At 74.2% G+C, this 24750-nt stretch carries 23 protein-coding genes; 2 read left to right on the forward strand and 21 right to left on the reverse strand.

Translation table 11 applies throughout. The features are described from left to right. Positions 1-158 precede the first annotated feature (158 nt). The 14 genes from ABT006_RS21555 to pyrR form a co-directional block, all read right to left on the reverse strand. Positions 159-2294 carry a primosomal protein N' gene (locus ABT006_RS21555; RefSeq protein WP_350709061.1) on the reverse strand — a complete coding sequence of 712 codons (2136 nt, stop codon included), beginning with the start codon at positions 2292-2294 and terminating at the stop codon, positions 159-161. Positions 2295-2359: 65 nt separating this feature from the next. Then, positions 2360-3553 (reverse strand): methionine adenosyltransferase, encoded by a 1194-nt coding sequence (gene metK / locus ABT006_RS21560; RefSeq protein ID WP_350708937.1) that lies wholly within the window; start codon positions 3551-3553, stop codon positions 2360-2362. A gap of 90 nt (positions 3554-3643) precedes the next feature. Continuing rightward, positions 3644-4852 (reverse strand): bifunctional phosphopantothenoylcysteine decarboxylase/phosphopantothenate--cysteine ligase CoaBC, encoded by a 1209-nt coding sequence (gene coaBC, locus ABT006_RS21565; RefSeq protein ID WP_350708938.1) that lies wholly within the window; start codon positions 4850-4852, stop codon positions 3644-3646. Positions 4853-4865: 13 nt separating this feature from the next. Then, a complete protein-coding gene (gene rpoZ, locus ABT006_RS21570) occupies positions 4866-5129 on the reverse strand; it encodes a DNA-directed RNA polymerase subunit omega (RefSeq protein WP_007075826.1) in 264 nt (87 codons plus the stop codon). A 46-nt stretch (positions 5130-5175) separates the two neighbouring features. Further along, a complete protein-coding gene (locus tag ABT006_RS21575; RefSeq protein ID WP_350708940.1) occupies positions 5176-5709 on the reverse strand; it encodes a nucleoside/nucleotide kinase family protein in 534 nt (177 codons plus the stop codon). Between the two features lie 25 nt (positions 5710-5734). Next, complete coding sequence (mihF, locus tag ABT006_RS21580; protein ID WP_007458370.1) at positions 5735-6052, reverse strand: integration host factor, actinobacterial type; 318 nt, start codon at positions 6050-6052, stop codon at positions 5735-5737. A 178-nt stretch (positions 6053-6230) separates the two neighbouring features. Continuing rightward, positions 6231-7067, reverse strand: coding sequence for an orotidine-5'-phosphate decarboxylase (gene pyrF / locus ABT006_RS21585; protein ID WP_350708942.1), 837 nt, complete (start codon positions 7065-7067; stop codon positions 6231-6233). Positions 7068-7168: 101 nt separating this feature from the next. Beyond that, positions 7169-8443: an adenosylmethionine--8-amino-7-oxononanoate transaminase gene (locus ABT006_RS21590; protein ID WP_350708944.1), complete on the reverse strand. Its 1275-nt coding sequence runs from the start codon at positions 8441-8443 to the stop codon at positions 7169-7171. Between the two features lie 106 nt (positions 8444-8549). Continuing rightward, on the reverse strand, positions 8550-9581 hold the full coding sequence (locus ABT006_RS21595) for a quinone-dependent dihydroorotate dehydrogenase (RefSeq protein ID WP_350708946.1): 1032 nt from the start codon (positions 9579-9581) through the stop codon (positions 8550-8552). 97 nt (positions 9582-9678) lie between these two features. Continuing rightward, positions 9679-13050, reverse strand: a complete 3372-nt coding sequence (carB, locus tag ABT006_RS21600; protein WP_350708948.1) for a carbamoyl-phosphate synthase large subunit — start codon at positions 13048-13050, stop codon at positions 9679-9681. Then, complete coding sequence (carA, locus tag ABT006_RS21605; protein WP_350708950.1) at positions 13043-14206, reverse strand: glutamine-hydrolyzing carbamoyl-phosphate synthase small subunit; 1164 nt, start codon at positions 14204-14206, stop codon at positions 13043-13045. Before carA ends, carB begins: the two co-directional genes overlap by 8 nt. Then, positions 14207-15484 (reverse strand): dihydroorotase, encoded by a 1278-nt coding sequence (locus ABT006_RS21610; protein WP_350708952.1) that lies wholly within the window; start codon positions 15482-15484, stop codon positions 14207-14209. After that, positions 15481-16407 (reverse strand): aspartate carbamoyltransferase catalytic subunit, encoded by a 927-nt coding sequence (locus ABT006_RS21615; protein ID WP_350708954.1) that lies wholly within the window; start codon positions 16405-16407, stop codon positions 15481-15483. The genes ABT006_RS21610 and ABT006_RS21615 overlap by 4 nt, the downstream gene beginning before the upstream one ends. Continuing rightward, entirely contained in the window at positions 16404-16988 is a 585-nt protein-coding gene (gene pyrR / locus ABT006_RS21620; RefSeq protein WP_350708956.1) for a bifunctional pyr operon transcriptional regulator/uracil phosphoribosyltransferase PyrR, read from the reverse strand. Before pyrR ends, ABT006_RS21615 begins: the two co-directional genes overlap by 4 nt. Before the next feature lie 283 nt (positions 16989-17271). Here pyrR and bldD point away from each other — a divergent pair, with 283 nt between their 5' ends. Then, positions 17272-17760 (forward strand): transcriptional regulator BldD, encoded by a 489-nt coding sequence (bldD, locus tag ABT006_RS21625; RefSeq protein WP_013285505.1) that lies wholly within the window; start codon positions 17272-17274, stop codon positions 17758-17760. A 113-nt stretch (positions 17761-17873) separates the two neighbouring features. On the opposite strand, the gene nusB is transcribed toward bldD, so the two are convergent. The 5 genes from nusB to ABT006_RS21650 all read right to left on the reverse strand — a co-directional run bounded on the left by nusB (position 17874) and on the right by ABT006_RS21650 (position 21916). Then, positions 17874-18284, reverse strand: a complete 411-nt coding sequence (nusB, locus tag ABT006_RS21630; RefSeq protein ID WP_176737511.1) for a transcription antitermination factor NusB — start codon at positions 18282-18284, stop codon at positions 17874-17876. A gap of 23 nt (positions 18285-18307) precedes the next feature. After that, a complete protein-coding gene (gene efp, locus ABT006_RS21635) occupies positions 18308-18865 on the reverse strand; it encodes an elongation factor P (protein ID WP_013285503.1) in 558 nt (185 codons plus the stop codon). Between the two features lie 469 nt (positions 18866-19334). Then, the gene (aroQ, locus tag ABT006_RS21640) at positions 19335-19766 is read right to left on the reverse strand and encodes a type II 3-dehydroquinate dehydratase (RefSeq protein ID WP_350708958.1); all 432 of its coding nucleotides are present in this window, start codon (positions 19764-19766) and stop codon (positions 19335-19337) included. Then, positions 19763-20839, reverse strand: a complete 1077-nt coding sequence (aroB, locus tag ABT006_RS21645; RefSeq protein WP_350708960.1) for a 3-dehydroquinate synthase — start codon at positions 20837-20839, stop codon at positions 19763-19765. The genes aroQ and aroB overlap by 4 nt, the downstream gene beginning before the upstream one ends. Positions 20840-20950: 111 nt before the next feature. Then, positions 20951-21916, reverse strand: coding sequence for a helix-turn-helix transcriptional regulator (locus ABT006_RS21650; protein WP_350708962.1), 966 nt, complete (start codon positions 21914-21916; stop codon positions 20951-20953). Positions 21917-21997: 81 nt separating this feature from the next. Between ABT006_RS21650 and ABT006_RS21655 the strand changes: the two genes are divergently transcribed. Beyond that, positions 21998-22726 carry an alpha/beta fold hydrolase gene (locus ABT006_RS21655; protein ID WP_350708964.1) on the forward strand — a complete coding sequence of 243 codons (729 nt, stop codon included), beginning with the start codon at positions 21998-22000 and terminating at the stop codon, positions 22724-22726. A 128-nt stretch (positions 22727-22854) separates the two neighbouring features. Here ABT006_RS21655 and ABT006_RS21660 read toward each other — a convergent pair whose 3' ends face one another. Both ABT006_RS21660 and aroC read right to left on the reverse strand, forming a co-directional pair. Then, positions 22855-23358, reverse strand: a complete 504-nt coding sequence (locus ABT006_RS21660; protein ID WP_350708966.1) for a shikimate kinase — start codon at positions 23356-23358, stop codon at positions 22855-22857. 46 nt (positions 23359-23404) lie between these two features. Further along, complete coding sequence (gene aroC, locus ABT006_RS21665; protein ID WP_350708967.1) at positions 23405-24583, reverse strand: chorismate synthase; 1179 nt, start codon at positions 24581-24583, stop codon at positions 23405-23407. Positions 24584-24750: the final 167 nt, after the last annotated feature.

A 24750-nucleotide genomic window follows, 5' to 3' on the forward strand; every position in this document is an offset into this window, starting at 1 on the left:
GGCGGATCACGGACGGCCCATCGCCGGCGGCCCGTCACGGGCGGCACGGCCGTGGCGAGGGATCGCGGGCGTGGCGACGGATCACCGGCGGTCCGGGCAGGGCGACGGATCACCGGCGGTCCGGGCCGTGGTCACGGGCGGCGCGGGTGTCGTCCGGGTCAGAAGAGGCTGAGCGGGTCCACCTGGAGACGGACCGGGTCGACGGCCTTGCGCGCCGTGCGCACCCCGGCCGCCGAGTGCAGCGCACCGGCCAGCGCGGCCGCCCGGGCCCGGGGCACCCGGACCAGCATCCGCTCCCGCTCCCCGTCGGCCGGCACCGGCCCGAGCAGCTCGGCCCCGGCCGGGAGCCGGGCCTCGGCCAGCAGGTCGGCCACCGCCGCCGGCGGGCCGGTCACGCTGGCCATCCGCACCGCCGGCGGGAAGCCCAGCTCCCGCCGCTCGGCCAGTTCCCGGGCGGCGAACCAGGCGGCGTCCCAGCGCAGCAGCGCCTGCACCGGGGCGAGGGCGCCGTCGGCGACCACCACCACCCGGCCGCCGCCGGCCGCGGGGCGGGCCAGCGCGGCGGCGGCCAGCCAGCGGCGCAGCGCCTCCTCCCCCGCCCGCAGGTCGGCCCGGGTGAGCAGGGCCCACGAGTCCAGCAGGAGCACCGCGCCGAAGCCGCCCTCGGCGACCGGCTCGGCGCCGGGGGTGGCGATGACCAGGCCGGCACCGCCGGGCACGGTGGCGAGCACCTCCTCACGGCCGGAGGTGCGCACCGGCACGCCGGGGAAGGCCCGACCCAGCTCCTCGGCGGTGCGCCGGGCGCCGGTGACGGAGGCGCGCAGCCGCCGCCCGCCGCACTCCGGGCAGGCGTACGCGGCGGCGACCCGCCCGCACCACCGGCAGGCCGGGCTGCCCTCGGCCGAGGGCAGCGCGAGCGGCCCGGCGCAGTGCGGGCACCGGGCCGGGGTCCGGCACTCGGCGCAGGCCACCGAGGGCAGGTAGCCGCGGCGGGGCACCTGGACCAGCACCGGCAGGTCGGCCCGGATCGCCTCGCGGGCGGTGGTCCAGGCCAGGCTGGGCAGCCGGGCGGTGGCCGCCCCGGGGTCCCGGGCCAGCTGCGGGTCGTCGCCGGTGGGCGCGATCGCCGGCATCCGGGCCCGCAGGGTGGCCCGGTCGGCCACCACCTCGCGGGCCCACCCGGTCTCCACCAGCAGCTGCGCCTCGGCCGTGCGGGCGAACCCGCCCACCAGGGCGGCGGCGTCGCCGAGCTGGGCGCGGGTGAGCAGCACCTCCCGGGCGTGCGGGTAGGGGGCCCGGGGCTCGGCGTGCAGGTCGTCGCCGTCGTCCCAGATCGCCACCAGGCCGAGGCGGGCGACCGGGGCGAACATCGCGGCCCGGGTGCCGACCACCACAGGCACGTCGCCCCGCCGGGCGGCGAGGAACGCCCGGTACCGCCGGGCGGGGCCGAGGGCGGCGGAGAGGCAGACGTGCCGCCCCGGACCCAGGGCGGCGTGCAGGGCGGCGTCGAGGCGATCCAGGTCGCGGTTGTCGGCGACCACCACCACCGCGCCCCGGCCGCCGGCGACGGTCGCGGCGACGGCCTCGGCGTACCGGGCAGGCCAGTCCTCCCCGGGCAGCGCCGACCAGACCGCGCGGGGGGCCCGCCCGTCGGCCAGCGCCCGGAGCAGGGCCGGCCCGGCCGGGTAGTCCCGCCAGGCGTCCGGACCGGGCCCGACCACCGGGTCGGCACCCGCCGGGGCGTCCGCCGGCACGGCGACCTCGGGCCCGGTGACCTCGGGCCCGGTGACCCCGGCGGGATCGTCGTCCGGCACGCTGGCGCCTCCGCCGGACGCCGTGAGATCGCCCTCCAGCGCCGCGGCTTCTCCGCCGGACACGGCGGCGCCTCTGGCGGACACGGCCACGTCCCCGGCCGGCACGGCCACGTCCCCGGCCGGCACGGCCGCGTCCCCGGCGGGCGCGGCCACGTCGCGGGCACGGACGTCCTTCTCCACCCGGGCGTGCCGGGGCGGGACGGCGAGGCGGAGCACGTCGGCGAGGCTGCCGGCGTAGCGGTCGGCGACCGCCCGGGCCAGCCGGGCGACCTCCGGGGCGAGCACCGGCTCCGGCGATACGACCTTCTCCAGGTACGCCAGCCGGCCGGTGTGCCCCGAGTCGTCGGCCCGCTCCAGCAGCCAGCCGTCGACGAGTTGCCCCGCGAAGCGGACCTTCACCCGCGTGCCGGGAACGGCGTCGGCGTCCAGCTCGGCGGGGACGAGGTAGTCGAACGGGCGGTCCAGGTGGGCCAGGGGCAGGTCGACGCAGACGCGAGCGACCGGCGACCCCGCAGCGGGTCGCCGGTCGCTGCGCCTGGTGCCGGTCAGGCTCCCGCGGCCGACTTGAGGTCGGCGGCCCGGTCGGTGCTCTCCCAGGTCAGGTCCGGCAGCTCACGGCCGAAGTGGCCGTACGCGGCGGTCTGCTGGTAGATCGGGCGGAGCAGGTTGAGGTCGCGGATGATGGCGGCCGGCCGCAGGTCGAAGACCTCGGTGACGGCCTGCTCGATCGAGGCGACCGGCACGGTCTCGGTGCCGAACGTCTCGACGAAGAGGCTGACCGGGTGGGCCTTGCCGATCGCGTAGGCGACCTGCACCTCGCACCGCTCGGCCAGGCCGGCGGCGACCACGTTCTTGGCCACCCAGCGGGTCGCGTACGCCGCGGAGCGGTCGACCTTCGACGGGTCCTTGCCGGAGAAGGCGCCGCCGCCGTGCCGGGCGTACCCGCCGTAGGTGTCGACGATGATCTTGCGTCCGGTCAGGCCGGCGTCGCCCATCGGCCCGCCGATCTCGAACCGGCCGGTCGGGTTGACCAGCAGCCGGTAGCCCTCGGTGTCCAGGCCGAGGCTCTCCAGCTCCGGGGCGATGACGTGCTCGCGCACGTCGGGGGTGAGCAGCGAGTCCAGCGAGATGTCCGCGGCGTGCTGGCTGGAGACGACCACCGTGTTGAGCCGGACCGGGCGCAGCCCCTCGTACTCGATGGTGACCTGGGTCTTGCCGTCCGGGCGCAGGTAGGGGATGGTGCCGTCCTTGCGCACCTGCGACAGCCGGCGGGCCAGCCGGTGCGCCAGCGCGATCGGCAGCGGCATCAGCTCGGGCGTCTCCGAGCAGGCGAACCCGAACATCATGCCCTGGTCGCCGGCGCCCTGGGCGTCCAGCGCGCTCTCCGAGGCCCCGGTACGCAGCTCGAAGGCGTTGTCGACGCCCTGGGCGATGTCCGCCGACTGGGCGCCGATGGAGACGTTGACGCCGCAGGAAGCGCCGTCGAAGCCCTTCTTCGACGAGTCGTAGCCGATGTCGAGGATGGTCCGACGGACAATGGTCGGGATGTCGGCGTACGCCTTGGTGGTCACTTCACCGGCGATGTGCACCTGGCCGGTGGTGATCAAGGTCTCGACCGCGACCCGGCTGCGCGGGTCCTCGGCGAGCAGGGCATCGAGAATGCCGTCGCTGATCTGGTCGGCGATCTTGTCCGGGTGGCCTTCCGTGACCGATTCGGAAGTGAAGAGGCGGCGTGTCACGGCACTCCTAGCTTGTGGATAAGTCGTTCCGCGGAAGTCTAGTCATCCGCGCGCGCGCCGGGGGCCTTCGGTGCTGCTCGGTTCCAGCCGTCAGGAACGGTCGGGCAACCGGGCCGCCACGAGATCCCAGACGGCGTCGGCGAGGTCCTCCTTGGACTGTTCGGGCAGCCGGCTGACCGATCCGTCCGCGCCGATGACGGTCGCCGCGTTGGTGTCGGCGCCGAAGACCTTGTCGGTGCCGACCTCGTTGATGACGATGAGGTCCGCCCGCTTGCGGGCGAGCTTGGCCCGGCCGTTGGCCTCGGCGTCGCCGGTCTCCGCGGCGAACACCACCAGCACCTGCTCCGGGCGGCGGCGCTGGCCCAGCTCGGCGGCGATGTCCGGGTTGGTGACGAGCGCGATGGTGGGCGCGTCGCCGTCGTCCGACTTCTTGATTTTGCCAGGCGCGTAGGTCGCCGGGCGGAAATCGGCCGGAGCCGCCGCCATCACCACCACGTCGGCCCCGGCGGCCGTCGCGAGTGTGGCCTCGCGCAGCTCGGCGGTCGTGCCGACCCGGACCAGGTCGACGCCCGCCGGGTCGGGCAGCGAGACGTTGGCCGAGATCAGGGTGACCCGGGCGCCGCGGGCGACGGCGCAGCGGGCGAAGGCGTAGCCCTGCTTGCCGGAGGAGCGGTTGCCCAGGAAGCGGACCGGGTCGAGGGGCTCGCGGGTGCCGCCGGCGGTCACCACCACGTGCCGCCCGGCCAGGTCGGCGGGGGCGGCGAGGCCCCGGGCCAGGGCCCGGCGGGCGACCGCGAAGATCTCCGCCGGGTCGGGCAGCCGACCCTTGCCGGTGTCGGCCCCGGTGAGCCGGCCGACGGCGGGCTCGACCACCCGGACGCCCCGGGAGCGCAGCGTCGCGACGTTGGCGACGGTGGCGGGGTGCTCCCACATCTCGGTGTGCATGGCCGGGGCCAGCACGACCGGACAGCGGGCGGTGAGCAGCGTGTTGGTCAGCAGGTCGTCGGCGAGACCGTGGGCGGCCTTGGCGAGCAGGTCGGCGGTGGCCGGCGCGACCACGACGAGGTCGGCCTGCTGGCCGAGCCGGACGTGCGGCACCTCGTGCACGTCGGACCAGACGTCGTCGGCGACCGGCTGGCCGGAGAGCGCCGCCCAGGTCGGCGCCCCGACGAAGCGGAGCGCCGACGCGGTCGGCACGACCCGGACCCGGTGACCCGACTCGGTGAAGAGCCGCAGCAGCTCGCACGCCTTGTAGGCGGCGATGCCGCCGCCGACCCCGAGGACGATCCGGGGGGACATCGGCGCGGGGCGGTTACGGCTGGTCGGTCGGCTCGGCGGTGAGCAGGCCCGCGTTGATCTCGCGCATGGCGATGGAGAGCGGCTTCTCCTGCGGGGTGGTCTCGACCAGCGGGCCGACGTACTCCAGCAGGCCCTCACCGAGCTGGCTGTAGTAGGCGTTGACCTGGCGCGCGCGCTTGGCGGCGAAGATGACCAGCGCGTACTTCGACGTCGTCTTCTCGAGGAGCTCGTCGATCGGCGGGTTGGTGATGCCTTCGGGGTTTGCGATGGATCCCACGAATTAACCTCTGCGTCTATCGCACCGCGGACAGCGGTGCTGGCGGTCAACCGCGCAGATGCGGTCGCGCCGGAGCCAGGAAAGAAGAACCGGACAAGCCTACCAGCTCCTCGACGACCCGATCGGTGAGGTCGTGCGCGACGGTGTGGTCGAACACCGCCAGGGTGTCCGCCGGCGGGGCGACGCCGGGCGGGTGCAGCAGCACCAGCCGGGCGTCGGGCAGCGCCGCCCGGACCAGCAGCGCGCCGGCGAGGTCGAGGCCGAGCAGCACCGGCTGCCCGGCGGCCAGCCGGGCCCGCACCGGCCCGCCCGGCGTACCGCGCCGGTGGGGCCCGGCCCGGCTCCACTCCAGCAGCTCCCCCGCCGCGACCATGCGGTCGAACTCGGGCGGGGCCAGGAAGAGGCGGTCCACCCCGTCCAGCTCGCCCTCCCGACGGGGGCGCGTGGTGGCCGGCACCGGGACCCACACGGACGGAGAACGCGCCCGGACGCGCTCGACGACACTCTCCGTGCCCGAACCCGAAGGTCCGGCCAGGACAGTGAGCCGAGCCGCCGGGCGCGCCTCGTCATCCGTGTTCACTGCTTGTTTCTACACGCTGCCAGCCTCAGTTGGCGGCGAACTCCCCAAGCAGTGCCTTGCGCTGCTGCTCGCCGAGGCCACGCAGGCGACGGCTGTCGGCGATCTTGAGCTTCTCCATGATCTGGGTGGCCCGGATCTTGCCGATACCCGGCATCGCCTGCAGCACGGCGGAGACCTTGAGCTTGCCGACGACGTCGTCGGACTCGGCGCGCTCGAGGACGGCTCCGAGGGTGGTCTTGCCCTGCTTGAGCTGCTCCTTCAGCTCAGCACGGGCCTTGCGGATCTCCGCGGCCTTCTCCAGCGCGGCAGCGCGCTGTTCCGGGGTCAGTGACGGGAGCGGCACCAGTTCTCCTCAGGTCCCTATCGCGACGGGCGGGACGCCACGCCGCATCTGTGAAACGTGGTGTCGCTGTGAACCAAGGGGTCCGTGGTTCCCAGCGCCGGGAAAACTAGCGGCCAACGACGGTTTCGGCAACGTGGACGCGCGATGATCATCGCAAAGTGACCGAGCCGTCAGTCAGTCAGCCGGCGGTCAGGGTGGCCCGGCAGTCGGCCAGGGCCCGGTCCGCGGCGGCCCGCAGCGCGGCCGGGTCCGGGCCCGCGTTCAGCACCTCGCGGGAGTACGAGGGCAGCACGGCGGGCAGGCTGGAGCCGAAGACGACGCGCAGATCCGCCGCGGTGGCGCCCTGCGCCCCGAGGCCCGGGGCGAGCAGCGGGCCGTTGACCCGGGACAGGTCGTGGCCGGTGTCGCCGATGGTCGCGCCGACCACCAGGCCGAAGCTGCCGAGCGGCTCCGCACCCGCGTTGAGCTGGGAAATCTCGTCGATGACGGTCTGCGCCACGGTCCGCCCGTCGGCGGTGCGGGCGCGCTGCACGGCGGCGCCCTCGGGGTTGCTGGTGAGCGCCAGCACGAAGACCCCGCCGCCGTGCTCGGCGGCCAGCTCGAACATCGGGGCGAGCGAGCCGACGCCGAGGTACGGGCTGGCCGTCACCGCGTCGACATGGACCGGACTGGATGGGTCAAGGTACGCCGAGGCGTACGCGGCGACGGTCGAGCCGATGTCGCCGCGCTTGACGTCGAGGAGAACGAGCGAGCCGGCCTCACGTAACTGTCGGATAGTTGACTCTAGGATCGCCACTCCGCGCGAGCCGAACCGTTCGAAAAACGCCGACTGGGGCTTGACCACCGCGACCCGGTCACCGAGGGCTTCCGCGACCGTCCGGGCGAACCGGTCAAGCCCCCGGACGTCGTCGTCGAGCCCCCAGCGGGCCAGCAGCCCCGGGTGCGGGTCGATGCCGACGCAGAGCGGCCCACGCTCGCTGACGGCCCGGTGCAGGCGGGCGCCGAAGCTCTCCATCCGGTTCTCCCTCTCCTCGCCCGGGCGTCCACCGCCCGGGGCACGCTCGTCGGCGGGCGGCGCGCCGCCCGCGTACTTCCCGCCGGACCGTGACCGGCGGCTCAGCCGGCCCACACGGCCGCGGCGACCCCGGCGGCGATCCGGGCCAGGTCGGCGTCGTCGGTGACGTACGGCGGCATGGTGTAGACCAGGTCGCGGAACGGCCGCAGCCAGACGCCCTCGGCGACCGCGGCGGCGGTGGCGGCGGCGAGGTCCACCTCGTGGTCGAGCTGCACCACGCCGATCGCGCCGAGCACCCGCACGTCGCGCACCCCCGGCGCGCCCCGCAGCGGCTCCAGGCCGGCCCGCAGGCCCGCCTGCACCCTCGACACCTGCCCCGCCCAGTCCCCGGCCCGCAGCAGGCCCAGGGACGCGTTGGCGACCGCGCAGGCCAGCGGGTTGCCCATGAACGTCGGGCCGTGCGCCAGCACCCCGCCGGCGGAGATGCCCCGGGCGACCTCCGCCGTGCAGAGCGCGGCGGCCAGCGTCAGGTAGCCGCCGGTGAGCGCCTTGCCCACGCACATCACGTCGGGCACCACCCCGGCATGCTCGGCGGCGAACATCGCACCCGTCCGGCCGAAGCCGGTGGCGATCTCGTCGAAGACCAGCAGCACCCCGTGCGCCCGGGTGACCTCGCGCAGCACCCGCAGGTAGTGCGGGTGGTGGAAGCGCATGCCCCCGGCGCCCTGGACGACCGGCTCCACGATGACCGCCGCCAGCTCGTTGGCGTGCCGCTCGACCGCCTCGACCAGGGCCGCCTCGTAGGCGGCGTCGGGCGGGGTGTCGAAGCCACCGGGCGGGACGGGGGCGAAGACCTGCCGGGGCAGCACGTCGCCCCAGAGGTGGTGCATCCCGCCCTCGGGGTCGCAGACGCTCATCGGGTGGAACGTGTCGCCGTGGTAGCCGCCCCGCCAGGTGCCCAGCCGGCGGCGTTCCGGGCGGCCGGTGGCGCGCTGGTACTGCAGGCACATCTTGACGGCGACCTCGACGGCGACCGAGCCGGAGTCGGCCAGGAAGACGTGCTCCAGCCCGTCCGGGGCCAGCTCCACGAGGGTGGCCGCCAGGCGGACCGCGGGCTCGTGGGTGAGCCCCCCGAACATCACGTGGCTCATCCGCCCGAGCTGGTCGGTGACCGCCGCGTCGAGCACGGGGTGCCGGTAGCCGTGGATCGCCGCCCACCACGACGACATCCCGTCGACCAGCTCCCGGCCGTCGGCCAGCCGCAGCCGTACGCCCTGCGCGCTCTCCACCACGTAGGGCGGGCTGGCCGGCGGCAGGGCCGCGTACGGGTGCCAGACGTGCCGGCGGTCGGCCGCCAGGATCTCCTCGGGTGTCACGCGCGCTCCTTCGTCATCGCCCCCGCGATCTCGCACTTGTGGCCCCCTTCTCGTCCGGCATGAGGCATCGACCGGGGTGGAAGGGGCAGGATCACGGGTACTGCGGTCACCGGGCCGGCGCCGGGGCGGCGGCCGTGGCGCGGGCGACGGCCCGGGGCAGGGCCGGGCCGCGGTAGATGAAGCCCGTGTAGAGCTGGACCAGGGCGGCGCCCGCGTCGAACATCCGGGCGGCGTCGTCGGGGTCGAGGATGCCGCCGACGCCGACGACCGGCAGCCGCCCGTCGGTCTCCCGGTGCACGAACGACACCACCTCGCGGGCCCGGTCGGCCAGCGGCCGGCCGGACAGGCCGCCCGCCTGCGCGCCGCGCTCCCGGTCGGCCGGGGCGAGGCCGTCGCGCGCCAGGGTCGTGTTGGTGGCGATCACCCCCGCCGCGCCCCGGGCCAGGCAGACCTCCAACAGCTCGGCGATCGCCGGCTCGGTGAGGTCGGGGGCGATCTTCACCAGCACCGGCTTCTCCCCCACCAGCGCGGCGAGCAGGGCGTCCAGGTGCGCCCGGTCCTGCAACGCGCGCAGGCCCGGGGTGTTCGGCGAGGAGACGTTGACCGCGAAGTAGTCGCCGTGCCCGCGCAGCGCCCGGTAGGAGGCGAGGTAGTCCTCCACGGCCCCGTCCAGCGGGGTCACCTTGGACTTGCCGAGCGAGATGCCCAGCGGCACCCCGAGCGGGCGGGGCAGCGCCGCCAGCCGGGCCGCGAGGGCCCCGGCGCCGGCGTTGTTGAAGCCCATCCGGTTGACCACGGCCTCGCTGTCGGGCAGCCGGAACAGCCGGGGCCGGGGGTTGCCCGGCTGTGGGTGCGCGGTGACCGTGCCGACCTCGACGAAGCCGAAGCCCAGCGCCGGCCAGGCCGGCAGCGCCGCGCCGTCCTTGTCCATCCCGGCGGCGAGCCCCACCGGATTGGGGAACTCGACGCCGAACACCGTGCGCGGCGCCCGGACGGCGTACCGGGCGCGCAGGGCGGCCAGCGCCGCCGGCCGGCGGGACAGTCCCGCCAGCCGACGCAGCGTCCACTCGTGCGCCGCCTCCGCGTCCCCCGCCCCGATCCGGAACAGCCCCGGCCGCACCACTTTCTCGAAGATCACCGCGCGCTCCCCCCTGGCCCCCGTTGACCATGAGGTTGTTGCCCGTCGCACCGGCGTGTCACGACAGCAACTTCATGATCAATCGGCTGGGGGCGGGTCACTCGGCGGCCCGCAGGGCGGCGTGCAGCTCCTGGAGGGGGCGGACCTGCATGTCGCCCCGGATGCGCGCCTCGATGCCCATCACGGCCGCCGCCGCGCCCGGCACGGTGGTGATGCACGGGATGTCCGCCGTGACGGCGGCGCTGCGGATCTCGTAGCCGTCCGAGCGGGCGCTGGCGCCCGAGCCCTGCGGGGTGTTGATGACCAGGGCGACGTCGCCGCCGAGGATCAGCGACACCGCGTCCTCGCCCGCGCCGGACTCGTAGTGCTTGCGGATCTGCTCGCAGGCGATGCCGTGCCGGCGCAGCACCTCGGCGGTGCCGGTGGTGGCGACGATCTCGAAGCCCAGGTCGGCCAGGCGCTTCACCGGGAAGATCATGCCGCGCTTGTCCCGGTTGGCGACCGACACGAAGATCTTCCCGGCGGTCGGCAGCGAGCCGTACGCGGCCGACTGCGACTTGGCGAAGGCGTTCCCGAAGGCCGTGTCGATGCCCATCACCTCGCCGGTCGACTTCATCTCCGGCCCGAGCAGCGAATCCATGCCCTTGCCCGTCGGGGTGCGGAACCGCTTGAACGGCAGCACCGCCTCCTTGACCGCGATCGGGGCGCCGGCCGGCAGCGAGCCGCCGTCCCCGGTGGCCGGGAGCAGCCCCTCGGCACGCAGCTCGGCGATGGTGGCGCCGAGCGCGATCCGGGCCGCCGCCTTCGCCAGCGGCACCGCCGTGGCCTTGGAGACGAACGGGACCGTCCGGGACGCGCGGGGGTTCGCCTCCAACACGTAGAGCACGTCGTCCTTCAGCGCGTACTGCACGTTGAGCAGGCCGCGCACGCCGATGCCCCGGGCGATCGCCTCCGTGTAGCGGCGGACCTGCGCGACGTGCGAGCCGGCCAGGGTGATCGGCGGCAGCGAGCAGGACGAGTCGCCGGAGTGGATGCCGGCCTCCTCGATGTGCTCCATCACCCCGCCGAGGTAGACCTCGCCGTCGGCGTCGCAGAGCGCGTCCACGTCGATCTCGATGGCGTCGTCGAGGAACCGGTCCACGAGCACCGGGTGGTCCGGGGAGATGTCGGTGGCCCGCCCGATGTAGTCGCGCAGCGTCGCGTCGTCGTAGACGATCTCCATGCCGCGCCCGCCCAGCACGTACGACGGCCGGACCAGCACCGGGTAGCCGATCTCGTCGGCGATCGCCTTCGCCTCGTCGTACGAGGTGGCCATGCCGTGCGCCGGGGCGCGCAGCCCGGCCCGGGCCAGCACCGCCCCGAACGCGCCCCGCTCCTCGGCCAGGTGGATCGACTCCGGGGAGGTGCCGACGACCGGCACGCCCGCGTCCTTGAGCCGCTGCGCCAGGCCCAGCGGGGTCTGCCCGCCGAGCTGCACGATCACCCCGACCACGCCCGGCCCGCCGGCCGCCCTGCCGGAGGAGTCCTCCGCGTGCCAGACCTCCAGCACGTCCTCGAAGGTGAGCGGCTCGAAGTAGAGCCGGTCGGCCGTGTCGTAGTCGGTGGAGACCGTCTCCGGGTTGCAGTTGACCATCACGGTCTCGAACCCGGCGCCGGCCGTGCCGCCGGCCGGCGCGCTGCGCAGCGCCTGAACCGCGTGCACACAGGAGTAGTCGAACTCGATGCCCTGCCCGATCCGGTTCGGCCCGGAGCCGAGGATCAGCACCTTCGGCCGGTCCGACCCGACGACCTCCGTCTCGGCGTCGTAGGAGGAGTAGTGGTAGGGCGTGGTCGCCTCGAACTCGGCGGCGCAGGTGTCCACGGTCTTGTAGACCGGGCGGACGCCCAGGCGGTGCCGCAGCGTGCGTACGCCGTCCTCGGCGGCCAGCTCCGGGCGCAGCGCGGCGAGCTGCCGGTCGGACAACCCGGCCCGCTTGGCCAGGCGCAGCAGGTCGGCGTCGAGCACCGGCGCGGCGACGATCTCCGCACGCAGCTCGACCAGGGCGGCGATCTGGTCCAGGAACCACGGGTCGATCCCGCCGGACGCGGCGGCCACCTCGGCGATCGAGGCGCCCAGCCGCAGCGCCCGCTCCACCGTGTAGAGCCGGCCGTCGTGCGGCATCCGCAGCGCGGCGAGGGTGTTCTCCTTCGTCGCGCCGGCCGGGTCGGGCAGCGTCCAGAAGCCGCCCGCCTTGGTCTCCAGCGAGCGCATCGCCTTGTTCAGCGCCTCGCTGAAGTTGCGGCCCAGGCTCATCGCCTCGCCGACGGACTTCATCGTGGTGGTCAGCTCCGGGTCCGCGCCGGGGAACTTCTCGAACGCGAACCGCGGGATCTTCACCACCACGTAGTCCAGGGTCGGCTCGAACGCCGCCGGGGTCTTCAGCGTGATGTCGTTGGGGATCTCGTCCAGGGTGTAGCCGATGGCCAGCTTCGCGGCGATCTTCGCGATCGGGAAGCCGGTGGCCTTGGAGGCCAGCGCCGACGACCGGGACACCCGCGGGTTCATCTCGATCACGACGATCCGGCCGTCGGCCGGGTTCACCGCGAACTGGATGTTGCAGCCGCCGGTGTCCACGCCGACCTCGCGCAGCACCGCGATGCCCAGGTCGCGCAGCCGCTGGTACTCCCGGTCGGTCAGCGTCATGGCCGGGGCCACGGTGACGCTGTCGCCGGTGTGCACACCCATCGGGTCGACGTTCTCGATCGAGCAGACGACCACCACGTTGTCGTGCCGGTCGCGCATGAGTTCGAGCTCGTACTCCTTCCAGCCGAGCACGCTCTCCTCGATGAGCACCTCGTGCACCGGGCTGGCGGTGAGCCCGTCGCCCGCGATGCGGGCCAGCTCCTCCGGGGTGTGCGCCATGCCGGAGCCGAGGCCGCCCATCGTGAACGACGGCCGGATCACCACCGGCAGGCCCAGCTCGGCGACCGTGGCCTCGACCTCGGCCATCGAGTGGCAGACCCGGGACCGGGGCACCAGGCCGGACGGGTCGTCCAGGCCCAGGCGTACGCCGGCCTTGGCGACGATGTCCTTGAACAGCTGGCGGTCCTCGCCCCGGTTGATCGCCTCGATGTTGGCGCCGATCAGCTCGACGCCGTACTTGTCCAGTACGCCCGCCTCGTGCAGGGCGACCGCGGTGTTCAGCGCGGTCTGCCCGCCCAGCGTGGGCAGGATCGCGTCCGGGCGCTCCTTGGCGATGACCAGCTCGACGAACTCCGGGGTGATCGGCTCGACGTAGGTGGCGTCGGCGAACTCCGGGTCCGTCATGATCGTCGCCGGGTTCGAGTTGACCAGGCTGACCCGGATCCCCTCGCTGCGCAGCACCCGGCAGGCCTGGGTGCCGGAGTAGTCGAACTCGCAGGCCTGCCCGATCACGATCGGCCCGGAGCCGATCACCAGGATGTGCTTGAGATCGGTCCGCTTAGGCATGTGTGCGCCCCTCGTTCTGGGTCCGGCCCTCGATCAGCTCGGCGAAGCGGTCGAAGAGGTAGTCCGCGTCGTGCGGACCGGCTGCCGCCTCCGGGTGGTACTGGACGGTGAAGGCGGGCACGTCCTTGGCCCGCAGCCCCTCGACCACGTTGTCATTGAGGCAGACGTGACTGACCTGGACGCCACCGAACTCGGTCTCGATCACCTGATCGGGTACGACCGCGCCCTGCCGTGCGCCCGGGACCTCGACCGCGAAGCCGTGGTTGTGGCTGGTCACCTCGACCTTGCCGGTGACCCGGTCGAGCACCGGCTGGTTGATGCCGCGGTGGCCGTAGCCCAGCTTGTACGTGCCGAAGCCGAGCGCCCGGCCGAGGATCTGGCTGCCGAAGCAGATGCCGAACAGCGGCACCTTCCGGCGCAGCACCTCGCGGGCCAGCGCCACCGGCGCGTCCGCGGTGGCCGGGTCGCCGGGGCCGGGCGAGAAGAAGACGGCGTCCGCGCCGGTGGCGAGGAGGTCGTCGATGGTGGACGTGGCGGGCAGCACGTGGGTGGTGACGCCGCGCGCGGCCAGCCGGCGCGGCACGTTGCGCTTGATGCCCAGGTCCAGCGCGGCCACCGTGAACCGGTGCTCGCCCTCGGCCGCCACCACGTACGGCTTCGCGGTGGTCACCTCGGCGGAGAGGTCCGCGCCGACCATCTCCGGGGCCTGCCGCACCCGGGCCAGCAGGGCCCGCGGGTCGGTCTCGACGCTGGAGATGCCGACCCGCATCGCGCCGCGCTCGCGCAGGTGCCGGGTCAGCGCCCGGGTGTCCACGCCGCTGATGCCGACCACGCCCTCGGCGGCCAGCCGGTCCTCCAGCCCGCCGGTGGCCCGCCAGTTCGAGCCGATCCGGGCCGGGTCGCGGACCACGTAGCCGGCGACCCAGATCTGGCCGGACTCGTCGTCCTCGCCGTTGACTCCGGTGTTACCGATGTGCGGGGCGGTCTGCACGACCACCTGCCGGTGGTAGGAGGGGTCGGTCAGGGTCTCCTGGTAGCCGGTCATGCCGGTGTTGAAGACCGCCTCGCCGAAGGTCTCCCCGACGCTGCCGTACGCCTCGCCGTGGAACGTGCGCCCGTCCTCGAGGACGAGGATCGCGCTTCTGCGCTTCGCCATTTACTTGACAGCCTTTCCGTCCAGGACCGTCGGCTCGCCGCGCAGGAAGGTCGCCACGATGCGACCCGGCAGCGTCATGCGGGCGTACGGGGTGTTGCGGCTGCGACTGGCCAGCTCCGCCGGCTCGATGGTGCGGCGGGCGGCCGGGTCGACCAGGGTCAGGTTCGCGGGCACGCCGGGCGCCGGGTCGAGGCCGTGCCCCTCCAGGCCGGCGATCCGGGCCGGGGCGCGCGACATCCGCTCGGCGATCAGGTCCCACTCGGGGCCGAGCACGTCGAGGGCGATGGACAGCGCCGTCTCCAGGCCGAGCATGCCCGGCCGGGCGTACGCCCACTCGCACTCCTTGTCCTCCACGGCGTGCGGGGCGTGGTCGGTGGCGACGATGTCGATCACGCCCTCGACCAGGGCGGCCCGCAGCGCGGCGATGTCGGTCGCGGTGCGCAGCGGCGGGTTGACCTTGTAGACCGGGTCGTAGGTCTCCGCCCGTTCGTCGGTGAGCAGCAGGTGGTGCGGGGTCACCTCGGCGGTGACCCGGATGCCCCGGGCCTTGGCCTGGCGCAGCACCTCGACGCTGCCGGCGGTGGAGACGTGGCAGACGTGCAGCCGGCTGCCGACGTGCTCGGCGAGCAGCACGTCCCGGGCGATGATCGCCTCCTCGGCGACCGCCGGCCAGCCGGTCAGGCCGAGCCGGGTCGACACCTCGCCCTCGTGCATCTGCGCGCCCTCGGTGAGCCGGGGCTCCTCGGCGTGCTGGGCGATGATCCCGTCGAACGCCTTGACGTACTCCAGGGCGCGGCGCATCAGCTTCGGGTCGGCGACGCAGTGCCCGTCGTCGGAGAAGATCCGCACCCGGGCCGCCGAGTCGGCCATCGCGCCCAGCTCGGCGAGCTGCTCGCCGGCCAGACCGACGGTGACCGCGCCGATGGGCTGCACGTCGACCAGCCCGGCCTCCCGGCCGAGGCGCCAGACCTGCTCGACCACGCCGGCGGTGTCGGCGACCGGCGAGGTGTTCGCCATCGCGCAGACGGCGGTGTAGCCGCCGAGGGCCGCCGCCCGGGACCCGGACTCGACGGTCTCGGCGTCCTCCCGGCCGGGCTCGCGCAGGTGGGTGTGCAGGTCGACCAGGCCGGGCAGGGCGACCAGCCCGGTGCCGTCGACGACGGTGGCGTCCGGCGCGTCCAGCCCGGCGCCGACGGCCGCGACGACGCCGTCGCGGATCAGCAGGTCGGTCGGCGCGGCGCCGACGACGCTCACGTTGGAGATGAGGTACGAGCTCACCGGTTGTTCCCCCCGAGCAGCAGGTAGAGGACGGCCATCCGGACGGAGACGCCGTTGGCGACCTGTTCAACGATGGTGGAGCGGGGCGAGTCGGCGACCTCGGGCGTGATCTCCATGCCCCGGTTCATCGGGCCGGGGTGCATGACGATCGCGTGCTCGGGCAGCCGGCGCATCCGCGGGCCGTCCAGGCCGTAGCGGCGGGCGTACTCGCGGGCGGACGGGAAGTAGGAGTCGTTCATCCGCTCCCGCTGCACCCGCAGCATCATCACCACGTCCGACTGCGGCAGCACCGCGTCGAGGTCGTAGGAGACGTCGGTGCCGGGCGCGAGCGCCTGCGCGATGTGGACGGGGATCAGCGTCGGCGGCCCGACCAGGGTCACCTTGGCGCCAAGGGTGGACAGCAGCAGCACGTTGGAGCGGGCCACCCGGCTGTGCAGCACGTCCCCGACCACCGCGACCGACAGGCCGGCCAGCCGCCCCAGCCGGGAGCGCATCGTGTACGCGTCGAGCAGCGCCTGGGTGGGGTGCTCGTGGGTGCCGTCGCCGGCGTTGACCACCGAGCCGTCGACCCAGTCGGCGAGCCGGTGCGGGGCGCCGGAGGCGGAGTGCCGGACGACCACCGCGTCGGCGCCCATCGCCTGGAGGGTCAGCGCGGTGTCCTTCAGGCTCTCGCCCTTCGCCACGCTGGAGCCCTTGGCCGAGAAGTTGATCACGTCGGCGCTGAGCCGCTTCGCCGCCGCCTCGAACGAGATCCGGGTCCGGGTGGAGTCCTCGTAGAAGAGGTTCACCACGGTGCGACCCCGCAGGGCGGGCAGCTTCTTGACCTCCCGGCCGGCGACGGTGGCCATCTCGGCGGCGGTGTCCAGGATCTGGGTGGCCGTGGCGGCGTCGAGGTCGGCGCCGGAGAGCAGGTGCCTGATCATGAGGGGGTCCCCCCGTACAGCTTGACCTCGTCGGCGCCGTCGGTCTCCGCGAGGGTGACCTTCACGCTCTCCGCGAGGGAGGTCGGGATGTTCTTGCCGACGTAGTCGGCGCGGATCGGCAGCTCGCGGTGCCCGCGGTCGACCAGGACGGCGAGCTGGACGGACGCCGGGCGCCCCACGTCGTTGAGCGCGTCGAGCGCGGCCCGCACCGTACGGCCGGAGAAGAGCACGTCGTCGACGAGGATGACCCGCTTGCCGTCGATGCCGCCGGGCGGCACCTGGGTCGGCCCGACCGCGCGGGTGGCGTGCCGGCGCAGGTCGTCGCGGTAGAGGGTGATGTCGAGCACGCCGACCGGGACGGTCACGTCCTCGAAGGTGCTGATCCGGGCGGCGAGCCGCTTCGCGAGCGGGGCGCCCCGGGTGGGGATGCCGAGCAGGACGGTGTTCTCGGCGCCCTGGGTCTTCTCCAGGATCTGGTGGGCGATGCGGTCGACCACGCGCTGGACGTCGGCGCTGGCGAGGATCACCTTCACCGAGGGTTGTCGCGGCGGCGACGACTGGGCAGCCGGTGGGTAGGCCACGGCGGACCTCCTTCCCCGCCTCACGGGACGGGTCGTTAAAGGACGTCGGATGCCGGCGCCGGACCGCGAGCGGCCCGGACCGGGGCTTCACGCCACGTTACCAGTGGTCACCGCGCCAACCGCCGCCGGCCACTGACCCTCCAATCAGCCGACGAAACGGGACAACTCTCCCGGCGGTCCCCAACGGTACGGTCACGACCACTTGACCACGTGTCGCAATCCCCGTACCGTCACGCTCCGTAGCGATCGCTGGGAGAACCCGAGCAGCACTGGGAGTGTCCGAATGCCCTCTGAATACGCCAAGTCTCTGGGCGCCCGCCTGCGCTCCATCCGCCAGCAGCAGGGCCTGTCCCTGCAGGGCGTGGAGGAGAAGTCGAACGGGCGGTGGAAGGCGGTGGTGGTCGGTTCGTACGAGCGCGGCGACCGCGCCGTCACGGTGTCGCGCCTGGCCGAGCTGGCCGACTTCTACCGCGTTCCCGTCTCGGAGCTGCTGCCCGACGGCAGCGGGGTGCGCCACGAGCCCACCAGCAAGATCGTCCTGGACCTGGAGCGGCTGTACGACGAGGCCTCCGAGGACCTGGCCTACGTCGCCCGCTACGCGCGCGCCATCCAGCAGCAGCGCGGTGACTACAACGGGCGCGTGCTCTCGATCCGCGCCGACGACCTGCGCGCGCTCGCGATCGTCTACGACGCCTCGCCGTCCGGCCTGATCGAGCGGCTCACCGAGCACGGTGTGCTGGTCGCCGACCCGCGGGCGTTCTTCGCCTCCTGAGCCCGACCACGAGAAGGGGCCCGTGCCGTCCGGCACGGGCCCCTTCTGTCGTACGTGTCACACGGCCGCCGGCGGCGAGGACGCCGCGGGTGCCGGGAATGCTGCGGGCCGCCTCAGCGGGTGGCGTACTCGGCGATGCGGCCGAGGATCCCGTTGAGGAAGCGCGGGGAGTCGTCGGTCGACATCTGCCGGGCCAGCTCGACGGCCTCGCTGATCGCCACCGCGTCGTCGATCTCGTCGACGTAGAGCAGCTCGTAGACCGCGATGCGGGCCAGGTTGCGGTCGACCACGGGCATCCGGTCGAGCGTCCAGCCCTCGGCGTAGCTGGCGATCACCTCGTCGATCCGGTCGAGGTGCGCGGCCACCCCCTCGACCAGGCTGACCGCGTATCCCAGGTGCTCGGGCCGGGGCTTCTCGATCCGCTCGATGTAGCCGGCGAGCACCTCGACCGGCGGGCGGTCCCGCAGGTCGGCTTCGAAGAGCACGTCCAGCGCCCGCTTGCGCGCCTTGCGGCGCGCAGGCATCTGCTGCTTGGGACCCTCGGCCATCAGGCGCGGCCGAGGTAACGGCCGTCGCGGGTGTCGACCTTGATCTTCTCGCCGGTGGTGATGAAGAGCGGGACCTGCACGGTCGCGCCGGTCTCGACGGTGGCCGGCTTGTTGCCGCCGGTCGACCGGTCGCCCTGCAGACCCGGCTCGGTGTAGGTGACCTCCAGCACGACGCTGGTCGGCAGCTCGATGTAGAGCGGGACGCTCTCGTGGGTGGCGACGGTCGCCTCGGCCTCGGGCAGCAGGTAGTTCGCCGCCTCGCCGACGGTGCCGCCGGGGACGGTGATCTGGTCGAACGTCTCCAGATCCATGAAGACGTAGTCCTCGCCGTCGGCGTACAGATACTGCATCGTGCGCTTGTCCACGGTCGCGGTCTCGACCTTGGTGCCCGCGTTGAAGGTCTTGTCGACCACCTTGCCGGACAGCACGTTCTTCAGCGTGGTACGCACGAACGCACCACCCTTACCGGGCTTGACGTGCTGGAACTCGACGACGGCCCAGAGTTCGCCGTCGAGGTTGAGTACCAGGCCGTTCTTCAGGTCGTTGGTGGTGGCCATTTCCTGCCTTGATCATCAATTGGCGGACAGACCTGGCAAGTCTACTAGTTGCGCCGCGCGCCGCTGCCCGCCGTCTACCGGCGCCCGCCGCGTCCGCCCCCGCCCCGCCCGCACCACCGGCTGCCTCCACTGCTCCGCGTCCGTGACTCTCCGCACATGACGCTCGCCGGTCGGACACCCACCTCGCGCGCCCTTTGCTCTGCGCCCACGGACACACCGCTCACCCTGTGTGACGCTCGTCGCGCAGCGGCCTCTCGCGGTCGACCGAAGACCCCCAGCTCAGGCCGCCGGTGCGCATGTGGGTGCAGAGCAAAGCGTCCGCGAGGCGTCCCGCGGACGCGAGGGGAGCAGCGACGGAGGGTTACGAGTGTCGAGCATCACTCATCGTGACGAGTAATCAGAGTCCGACCCCGGCTGGCGGATCCCCGCCTGGTGACTGACGGATCCCCGCTTGCTCGCGGTCGTGCCGTCAGCGGTTTCGGTGGGCCAGGTGGTGCAGGGCCAGGCGGTAGCCGTCGACGCCGAGCCCGCAGATCACCCCGGTCGCGACCGCGGAGACCACGGAGTGGTGCCGGAACTCCTCCCGGGCGTGGATGTTGGAAATGTGCACCTCGACCAGCGGCCCGCGCAGCATCGCGCAGGCGTCCCGGACCGCGTACGAGTAGTGCGACCAGGCCGCCGGGTTGAGCACCACCGCAGCGCCCTCGTCGGCGGCGGCGTGCAGCCAGCCCAGCAACTCGTGCTCGGCGTCGGTCTGCCGGACGGTCACGTCCAGGCCGAGCTCGCGCCCGGTCGCCTCGCAGAGCGCCACGAGGTCCGCGTAGCTGGTCGCGCCGTAGACGTCCGGCTGGCGGGTGCCGAGCCGGCCGAGGTTGGGGCCGTTGAGCACGTAGACCCTCACGCCGCGACCTCGCGGTAGGCCGCCTCCAGCAGGTCGTCCGCCGGGCCTTCCAGGATGGCGGGGCGGGCCAGCCCGTCCAGCACCACGAAGCGCAGTTGGCTGCCCCGGGCCTTCTTGTCCACCCGCATCGTGGCCAGCAGCCGGGGCCAGGCGTCGGCCGGGTAGCTGGTGGGCAGGCCCAACGCCGCCATCGCCGTGCGGTGCCGCTCCGCAGTGGCGGCGTCCAAGCGGCCGGCGAGCCGCGCCAGCTCACCGGCGTAGACCATGCCGACGGCCACCGCGTGCCCGTGCCGCCAGCGGTAGCCCTCCTCCTTCTCGATGGCGTGGGCGAGGGTGTGACCGTAGTTGAGCACCTCCCGCACCCCCGACTCGCGCAGGTCGCCGGAGACCACGTCGGCCTTGACCCGGATCGCCCGCTCGATCAGCTCCCGCGTCACGGGGCCGGTCGGGTCGGTGGCCGCCGCCGGGTCCCGTTCCACCAGGTCGAGGATCACCGGGTCGGCGATGAACCCGCACTTGACCACCTCGGCGAGGCCGGCGGCGAGGTCGGCCGGGGGCAGACTGTCCAGGGTCGTCAGGTCGGCGAGGACCCCGACCGGCGGGTGGAACGCGCCCACCAGGTTCTTCCCGGCCGAGGTGTTGATCCCGGTCTTGCCGCCCACCGCGGCGTCGACCATGCCCAGCAGTGAGGTCGCCACCGGCACCCAGCGCACGCCGCGCAGCCAGGACGCCGCCACGAAGCCGGCCAGGTCGGTGACGGCGCCGCCGCCCACCCCGACCACCGCGTCGGTGCGGGTGAACCCGGCCTCGCCCAGCTTGTCCCAGCAGGCCGCGGCGACGTGGATGTGCTTGCCCGCCTCGGCGTCCGGCACCTCGATCGGCAGCGGCGCGACGCCGGCCGCGCCCAGCCGGTCGCCGATCGCGTCGGCCAGCTCCTTGAGCGGGGGCGCGTGCAGCACCGCCACCCGGGTCGCGCCCGGCAGCAGGCCGGGCAGCGCGTCGAGCAGGTCGCGTCCCACCAGCACGTCGTACGGGCGCTCGCCGCCGACGGGGATCCGGGTCATTTCGTCCATCGCCGGCAGCCTAGTCCAGCCGCCCGGTCCCGGACCGGGACTGTCCACGTGGTGGCCACCCGGCCCGCCGGAACCGCCGGCGCCGAGGCGACCGTGCCGCCGGCGGCCGGGTCAGCCCGGCGTCCGTCCGGCCCAACCGGCGAGCCGGCGGGCGTGCTCGGTCACCGCGGCACGCAGGGCGTCCGGGCTCAGCACGGTGAACGGCCAGCCCAGCCCGGCGAGCAGTTGGGCCATCCCGTCGAGGTTCTCCGCGCGGGTGCGCAACAGCACCCCGTCGGCGCTTTCCGTCAGCTCGGCCACGCTCGGCGGGACCCGCCGTCGGGCCGTCGCCAGGTCGGTCTCGAGCAGCACCTCGACTTCGTGGGCGTAGGGCACGCCGGCCAGCGAGCGGGTCACCTGGGCCACCGGGTCGAAGCCGTCGGGCACGACGAAGGTCTCGGTCCCCGTCTCCACCTCGCCGACGCGGTCCAGGCGGAACGTGCGCACCTCCCCGCGCAGGTGGTCGTGCCCCGTCACGTACCACCGGCCGGCGTGAAAGACCAGGCCGTACGGGTCGAGCTGCCGCCGGGAGGCCGCGCCGGACCAGGAGCGGTAGGCCAGCCGCACCCGGCGCCGGTGCCGGGCGGCCGCGCCGAGGGCGAGCAACGTCCCGGTCGCCGGGCGGGCCTCCGTCGTGGAGCGCCGCAGCGTGAAGCCGAGGTGCTCCTGCACGGCGGCGAGCCGGTCGCCCAGCGCGGACGGGAGCACCCGGCGGATCTTGGCCAGCGCGGTGGCGGTCGCCGGTTCCTCGGTGCCCAGCCCGAGCCGCTCGGCGGCGAGCAGCCCGAGCAGCACGGCCACCGCCTCGTCGTCGGTGAGCATCAGCGGCGGCAGCTTGTAGCCGGGGCGCAGCCGGTAGCCGCCGTGGCGACCCCGCTCGGCGGCCACCGGGATGCCCAGCTCGGCCAGCGTCGCGGCGTAGCGCCGCACGGTGCGCTCGTCCACCGACAGCCGGCGGGCCAGCTCGGCCCCGGTGAGCCGGTGGTGGCTCTGGAGCAGCTCGAGCATGCCGAGCACCCTGGCGGCGGGATGTGACACGGGCCACTCCTTCAATCAGGGCGGAAAGCGTCCGGATTCGATCGTACGGTCTCCCGGAGCGACGACAGAGGGAGAAGGCAGATGGCGACGTTCGTGCTGGTTCCGGGCTTCTGGCTGGGTGGTTGGGCATGGCGGGAGGTGACCGCGGCGCTGCGCGAGCGGGGCCACGAGGTGTACCCGGTGACGCTGACCGGGGTGGCCGAGCGCGCCCACCTGGCCGGCCCCGAGGTTGGCCTGGAGACGCACACCACCGACGTCGTCCGGCTGGTCGAGGTGGAGGACCTGCACGACGTGGTGCTGGTGGGGCACTCCGGTGGCGGGCTGCCGGTGGCCCAGGCGGCGGAGCGCGTCCCGGACCGGATCGCCCGGGTGGTCTATGTGGAGAGCGGGCCGATGCCGGACGGCATGTCGCAGTTCGACGTCAACCCGCCGGAGGAGCAGGAGCGGCTGCGCGCCCGGATCGGCGACGGCCATCTGCTGCCCCCGCCCGCGTGGGACCCGGCCGAGGACCCGGAGAACCTGGCCGGCCTGGATGCCGCCGCGCTCGCGCTGCTGCGGCGGCGCGCCACCCCCCATCCGCTGCGCGCCGCCACCGACCCGGTGCGCCGCGCCGGCGGGCGCGCGGTGCCGACCGCGCTGGTGGCCAGCACCTTCCCGCTCGAAGTGGTGGAGGGCATGATCGCGCAGGGGCACCCGTTCTTCGCGGGGCTGGCCGGTGGCCAGTTGCACGCGCTGCCCACCGGGCACTGGCCGATGCTCAGCGAGCCGAAGGGCCTGACCGACGTGCTCGACCGGATCGCCGGGAGCTGACCGCGGCCGGAGGGGCCACACCGTGACGGTGGCACCCGGGCGGACGGCGCACCCCCGTGCGGCAGCGGTCCCGCCCGCCGGATCCGGTCGCGGCCCACTCGTGACGTGCGCCGCGGCCGGCCGGTCACTCAGTGCTTCAGCAGCGCCGCGACCTCGGCGGCGATCTCCTCCGGGGCCCGCCCGTCGGTGACCACGGTCGCGGTGGCCACCTCGGCGTAGAGCGGGCGGCGCTGGTCCAGCAGGTGCTTCAGCGTCGCCCTCGGGTTGATCGCCAGCAGCGGCCGGCCCGCCCCCAGCCCGACCCGCTTGACGGCGTCGGGCAGCTCCACGGAGAGGTGCACCACGGGGTGCCCGACCAGGGCGGCGCGGTTCTCCTCGGCGAGGACCGCGCCGCCGCCGAGGGCCAGCACCCCCTCGCAGGAGGCCAGCGCCGCCGCCACCGCCGCCCGTTCGAGGGCACGGAAGTGGGCCTCACCCTCGTCGATGAAGATCTCCGGGATCGGCTTGCCGGCGAGCCGCTCGATGTCCACGTCGGTGTCGCGGAACTCGACCCCGAGCAGCTCAGCGAGTGCCTGCCCAATGGTGGTCTTGCCGGAGCCCGGCGCCCCGACCAGCACGCAGACCGGCGCCATCAGCGGCACCGTCCGGCGCCACCGCGCCCGGCCGACCGGCCCGCGCTCACCGGATCACCAGGGCGTCGAGGTAGCCGGCCAGGTTGCGGCGGATCTCGGCGACGGAGTCGCCGCCGAACTTCTCGGTGGCCGCCTCGGCCAGCACCAGCGCCACCATCGCCTCGGCGACGACCGCGGCGGCGGGCACCGCGCAGACGTCCGAGCGCTGGTTGATGGCGGTGGCCGGCTCGCCGGTGGTGACGTCCACCGTCGCCAGGGCCCGGTTCAGCGACGAGATCGGCTTCATCGCGGCCTTCACCCGCAGCGGCTCGCCGGTGGTGATGCCGCCCTCCAGCCCGCCGGCCCGGTCGGTGACCCGGCGTACGCCGGTGGCGGTGGGCACGATCTCGTCGTGCGCCTCGGAGCCGCGGGAGCGCGCCTGCTGCCAACCGTCCCCGATCTCGACGCCCTTGATCGCCTGGATGGACATCAGCGCGGTGGCGAGCCGGGCGTCGAGCTTGCGGTCCCACTGCACGTGGCTGCCCAGACCCGGCGGCACCCCGTACGCCAGCACCTCGACCACGCCGCCCAGGGTGTCGGCGGCCTTCTTCGCGGCATCGACCTCGGCGACCATCCGGGCGCTGGCCTCGGGGTCGAGGCAACGCAGCGGGTCGGCGTCGATGCGGGCGGCGTCCTCGGGCACCGGGCGCAGCCCGGGCTTGACGGCGACCGGACCCAGCTCGACCACGTGGGAGACGATCTCGATGCCGAGCGCCTGCCGGACCAGCGCCTTGGCGACCGTGCCGACGGCGACCCGGGCGGCGGTCTCCCGGGCGCTGGCCCGCTCCAGGATCGGCCGGGCGTCGGTGTGGCCGTACTTCTGCATGCCGGCCAGGTCGGCGTGGCCCGGCCGGGGGCGGGTGAGCGGCGCGTTGCGGGCCTGGCTGGCCAGCTCCGCCGGGTCGACCGGGTCGGCGGCCATCACGGTGCGCCACTTGGGCCACTCGGAGTTGCCGACCCGGATCGCGACCGGGCTGCCGAGGGTCACCCCGTGCCGGAGCCCGCCGATGATCTCGACCTCGTCCTGCTCGAACGACATCCGGGCGCCCCGGCCGTAGCCGAGCCGGCGCCGGGCCAGCTCACCGGCGATGTCCCCGGTGGTCACCTCGACGCCGGCGGGCACGCCCTCCAGCAACGCGACGAGGGCGGGACCGTGCGATTCCCCTGCAGTCAACCAGCGCAACACAGCGGTCAGTCTGTCACGCCCGGTGGCCGCCGCCGTGCGGTGCCCGCCGCGTCCCGCCCTGCGGACGCCGCCGTCCGCAGGGCGGCCGACGCCCGGAGCCGGGACAGGGCGTTCGGGCGGGAACACCGACCCGAGACCCTGGATGACCCGGGGCGCGGGATCCGGCG

This window comes from Micromonospora sp. NPDC002717 (genome assembly GCF_040295705.1).
GTDB lineage: Bacteria > Actinomycetota > Actinomycetes > Mycobacteriales > Micromonosporaceae > Micromonospora.

What these genes read in the sequence shown, in the direction of transcription:
- ABT006_RS21655 (WP_350708964.1), top strand. Translation starts at nt 21,998, where the DNA reads ATGGCGACGTTCGTGCTGGTTCCGGGCTTCTGGCTGGGTGGTTGGGCA.
- efp (WP_013285503.1), bottom strand. Translation starts at nt 18,865, where the DNA reads ATGGCCACCACCAACGACCTGAAGAACGGCCTGGTACTCAACCTCGAC.
- nusB (WP_176737511.1), bottom strand. Translation starts at nt 18,284, where the DNA reads ATGCCTGCGCGCCGCAAGGCGCGCAAGCGGGCGCTGGACGTGCTCTTC.
- ABT006_RS21615 (WP_350708954.1), bottom strand. Translation starts at nt 16,407, where the DNA reads ATGATCAGGCACCTGCTCTCCGGCGCCGACCTCGACGCCGCCACGGCC.
- coaBC (WP_350708938.1), bottom strand. Translation starts at nt 4,852, where the DNA reads ATGTCCCCCCGGATCGTCCTCGGGGTCGGCGGCGGCATCGCCGCCTAC.
- pyrF (WP_350708942.1), bottom strand. Translation starts at nt 7,067, where the DNA reads ATGGAGAGCTTCGGCGCCCGCCTGCACCGGGCCGTCAGCGAGCGTGGG.
- aroB (WP_350708960.1), bottom strand. Translation starts at nt 20,839, where the DNA reads ATGGACGAAATGACCCGGATCCCCGTCGGCGGCGAGCGCCCGTACGAC.
- bldD (WP_013285505.1), top strand. Translation starts at nt 17,272, where the DNA reads ATGCCCTCTGAATACGCCAAGTCTCTGGGCGCCCGCCTGCGCTCCATC.
- carA (WP_350708950.1), bottom strand. Translation starts at nt 14,206, where the DNA reads ATGGCGAAGCGCAGAAGCGCGATCCTCGTCCTCGAGGACGGGCGCACG.
- carB (WP_350708948.1), bottom strand. Translation starts at nt 13,050, where the DNA reads ATGCCTAAGCGGACCGATCTCAAGCACATCCTGGTGATCGGCTCCGGG.
- ABT006_RS21660 (WP_350708966.1), bottom strand. Translation starts at nt 23,358, where the DNA reads ATGGCGCCGGTCTGCGTGCTGGTCGGGGCGCCGGGCTCCGGCAAGACC.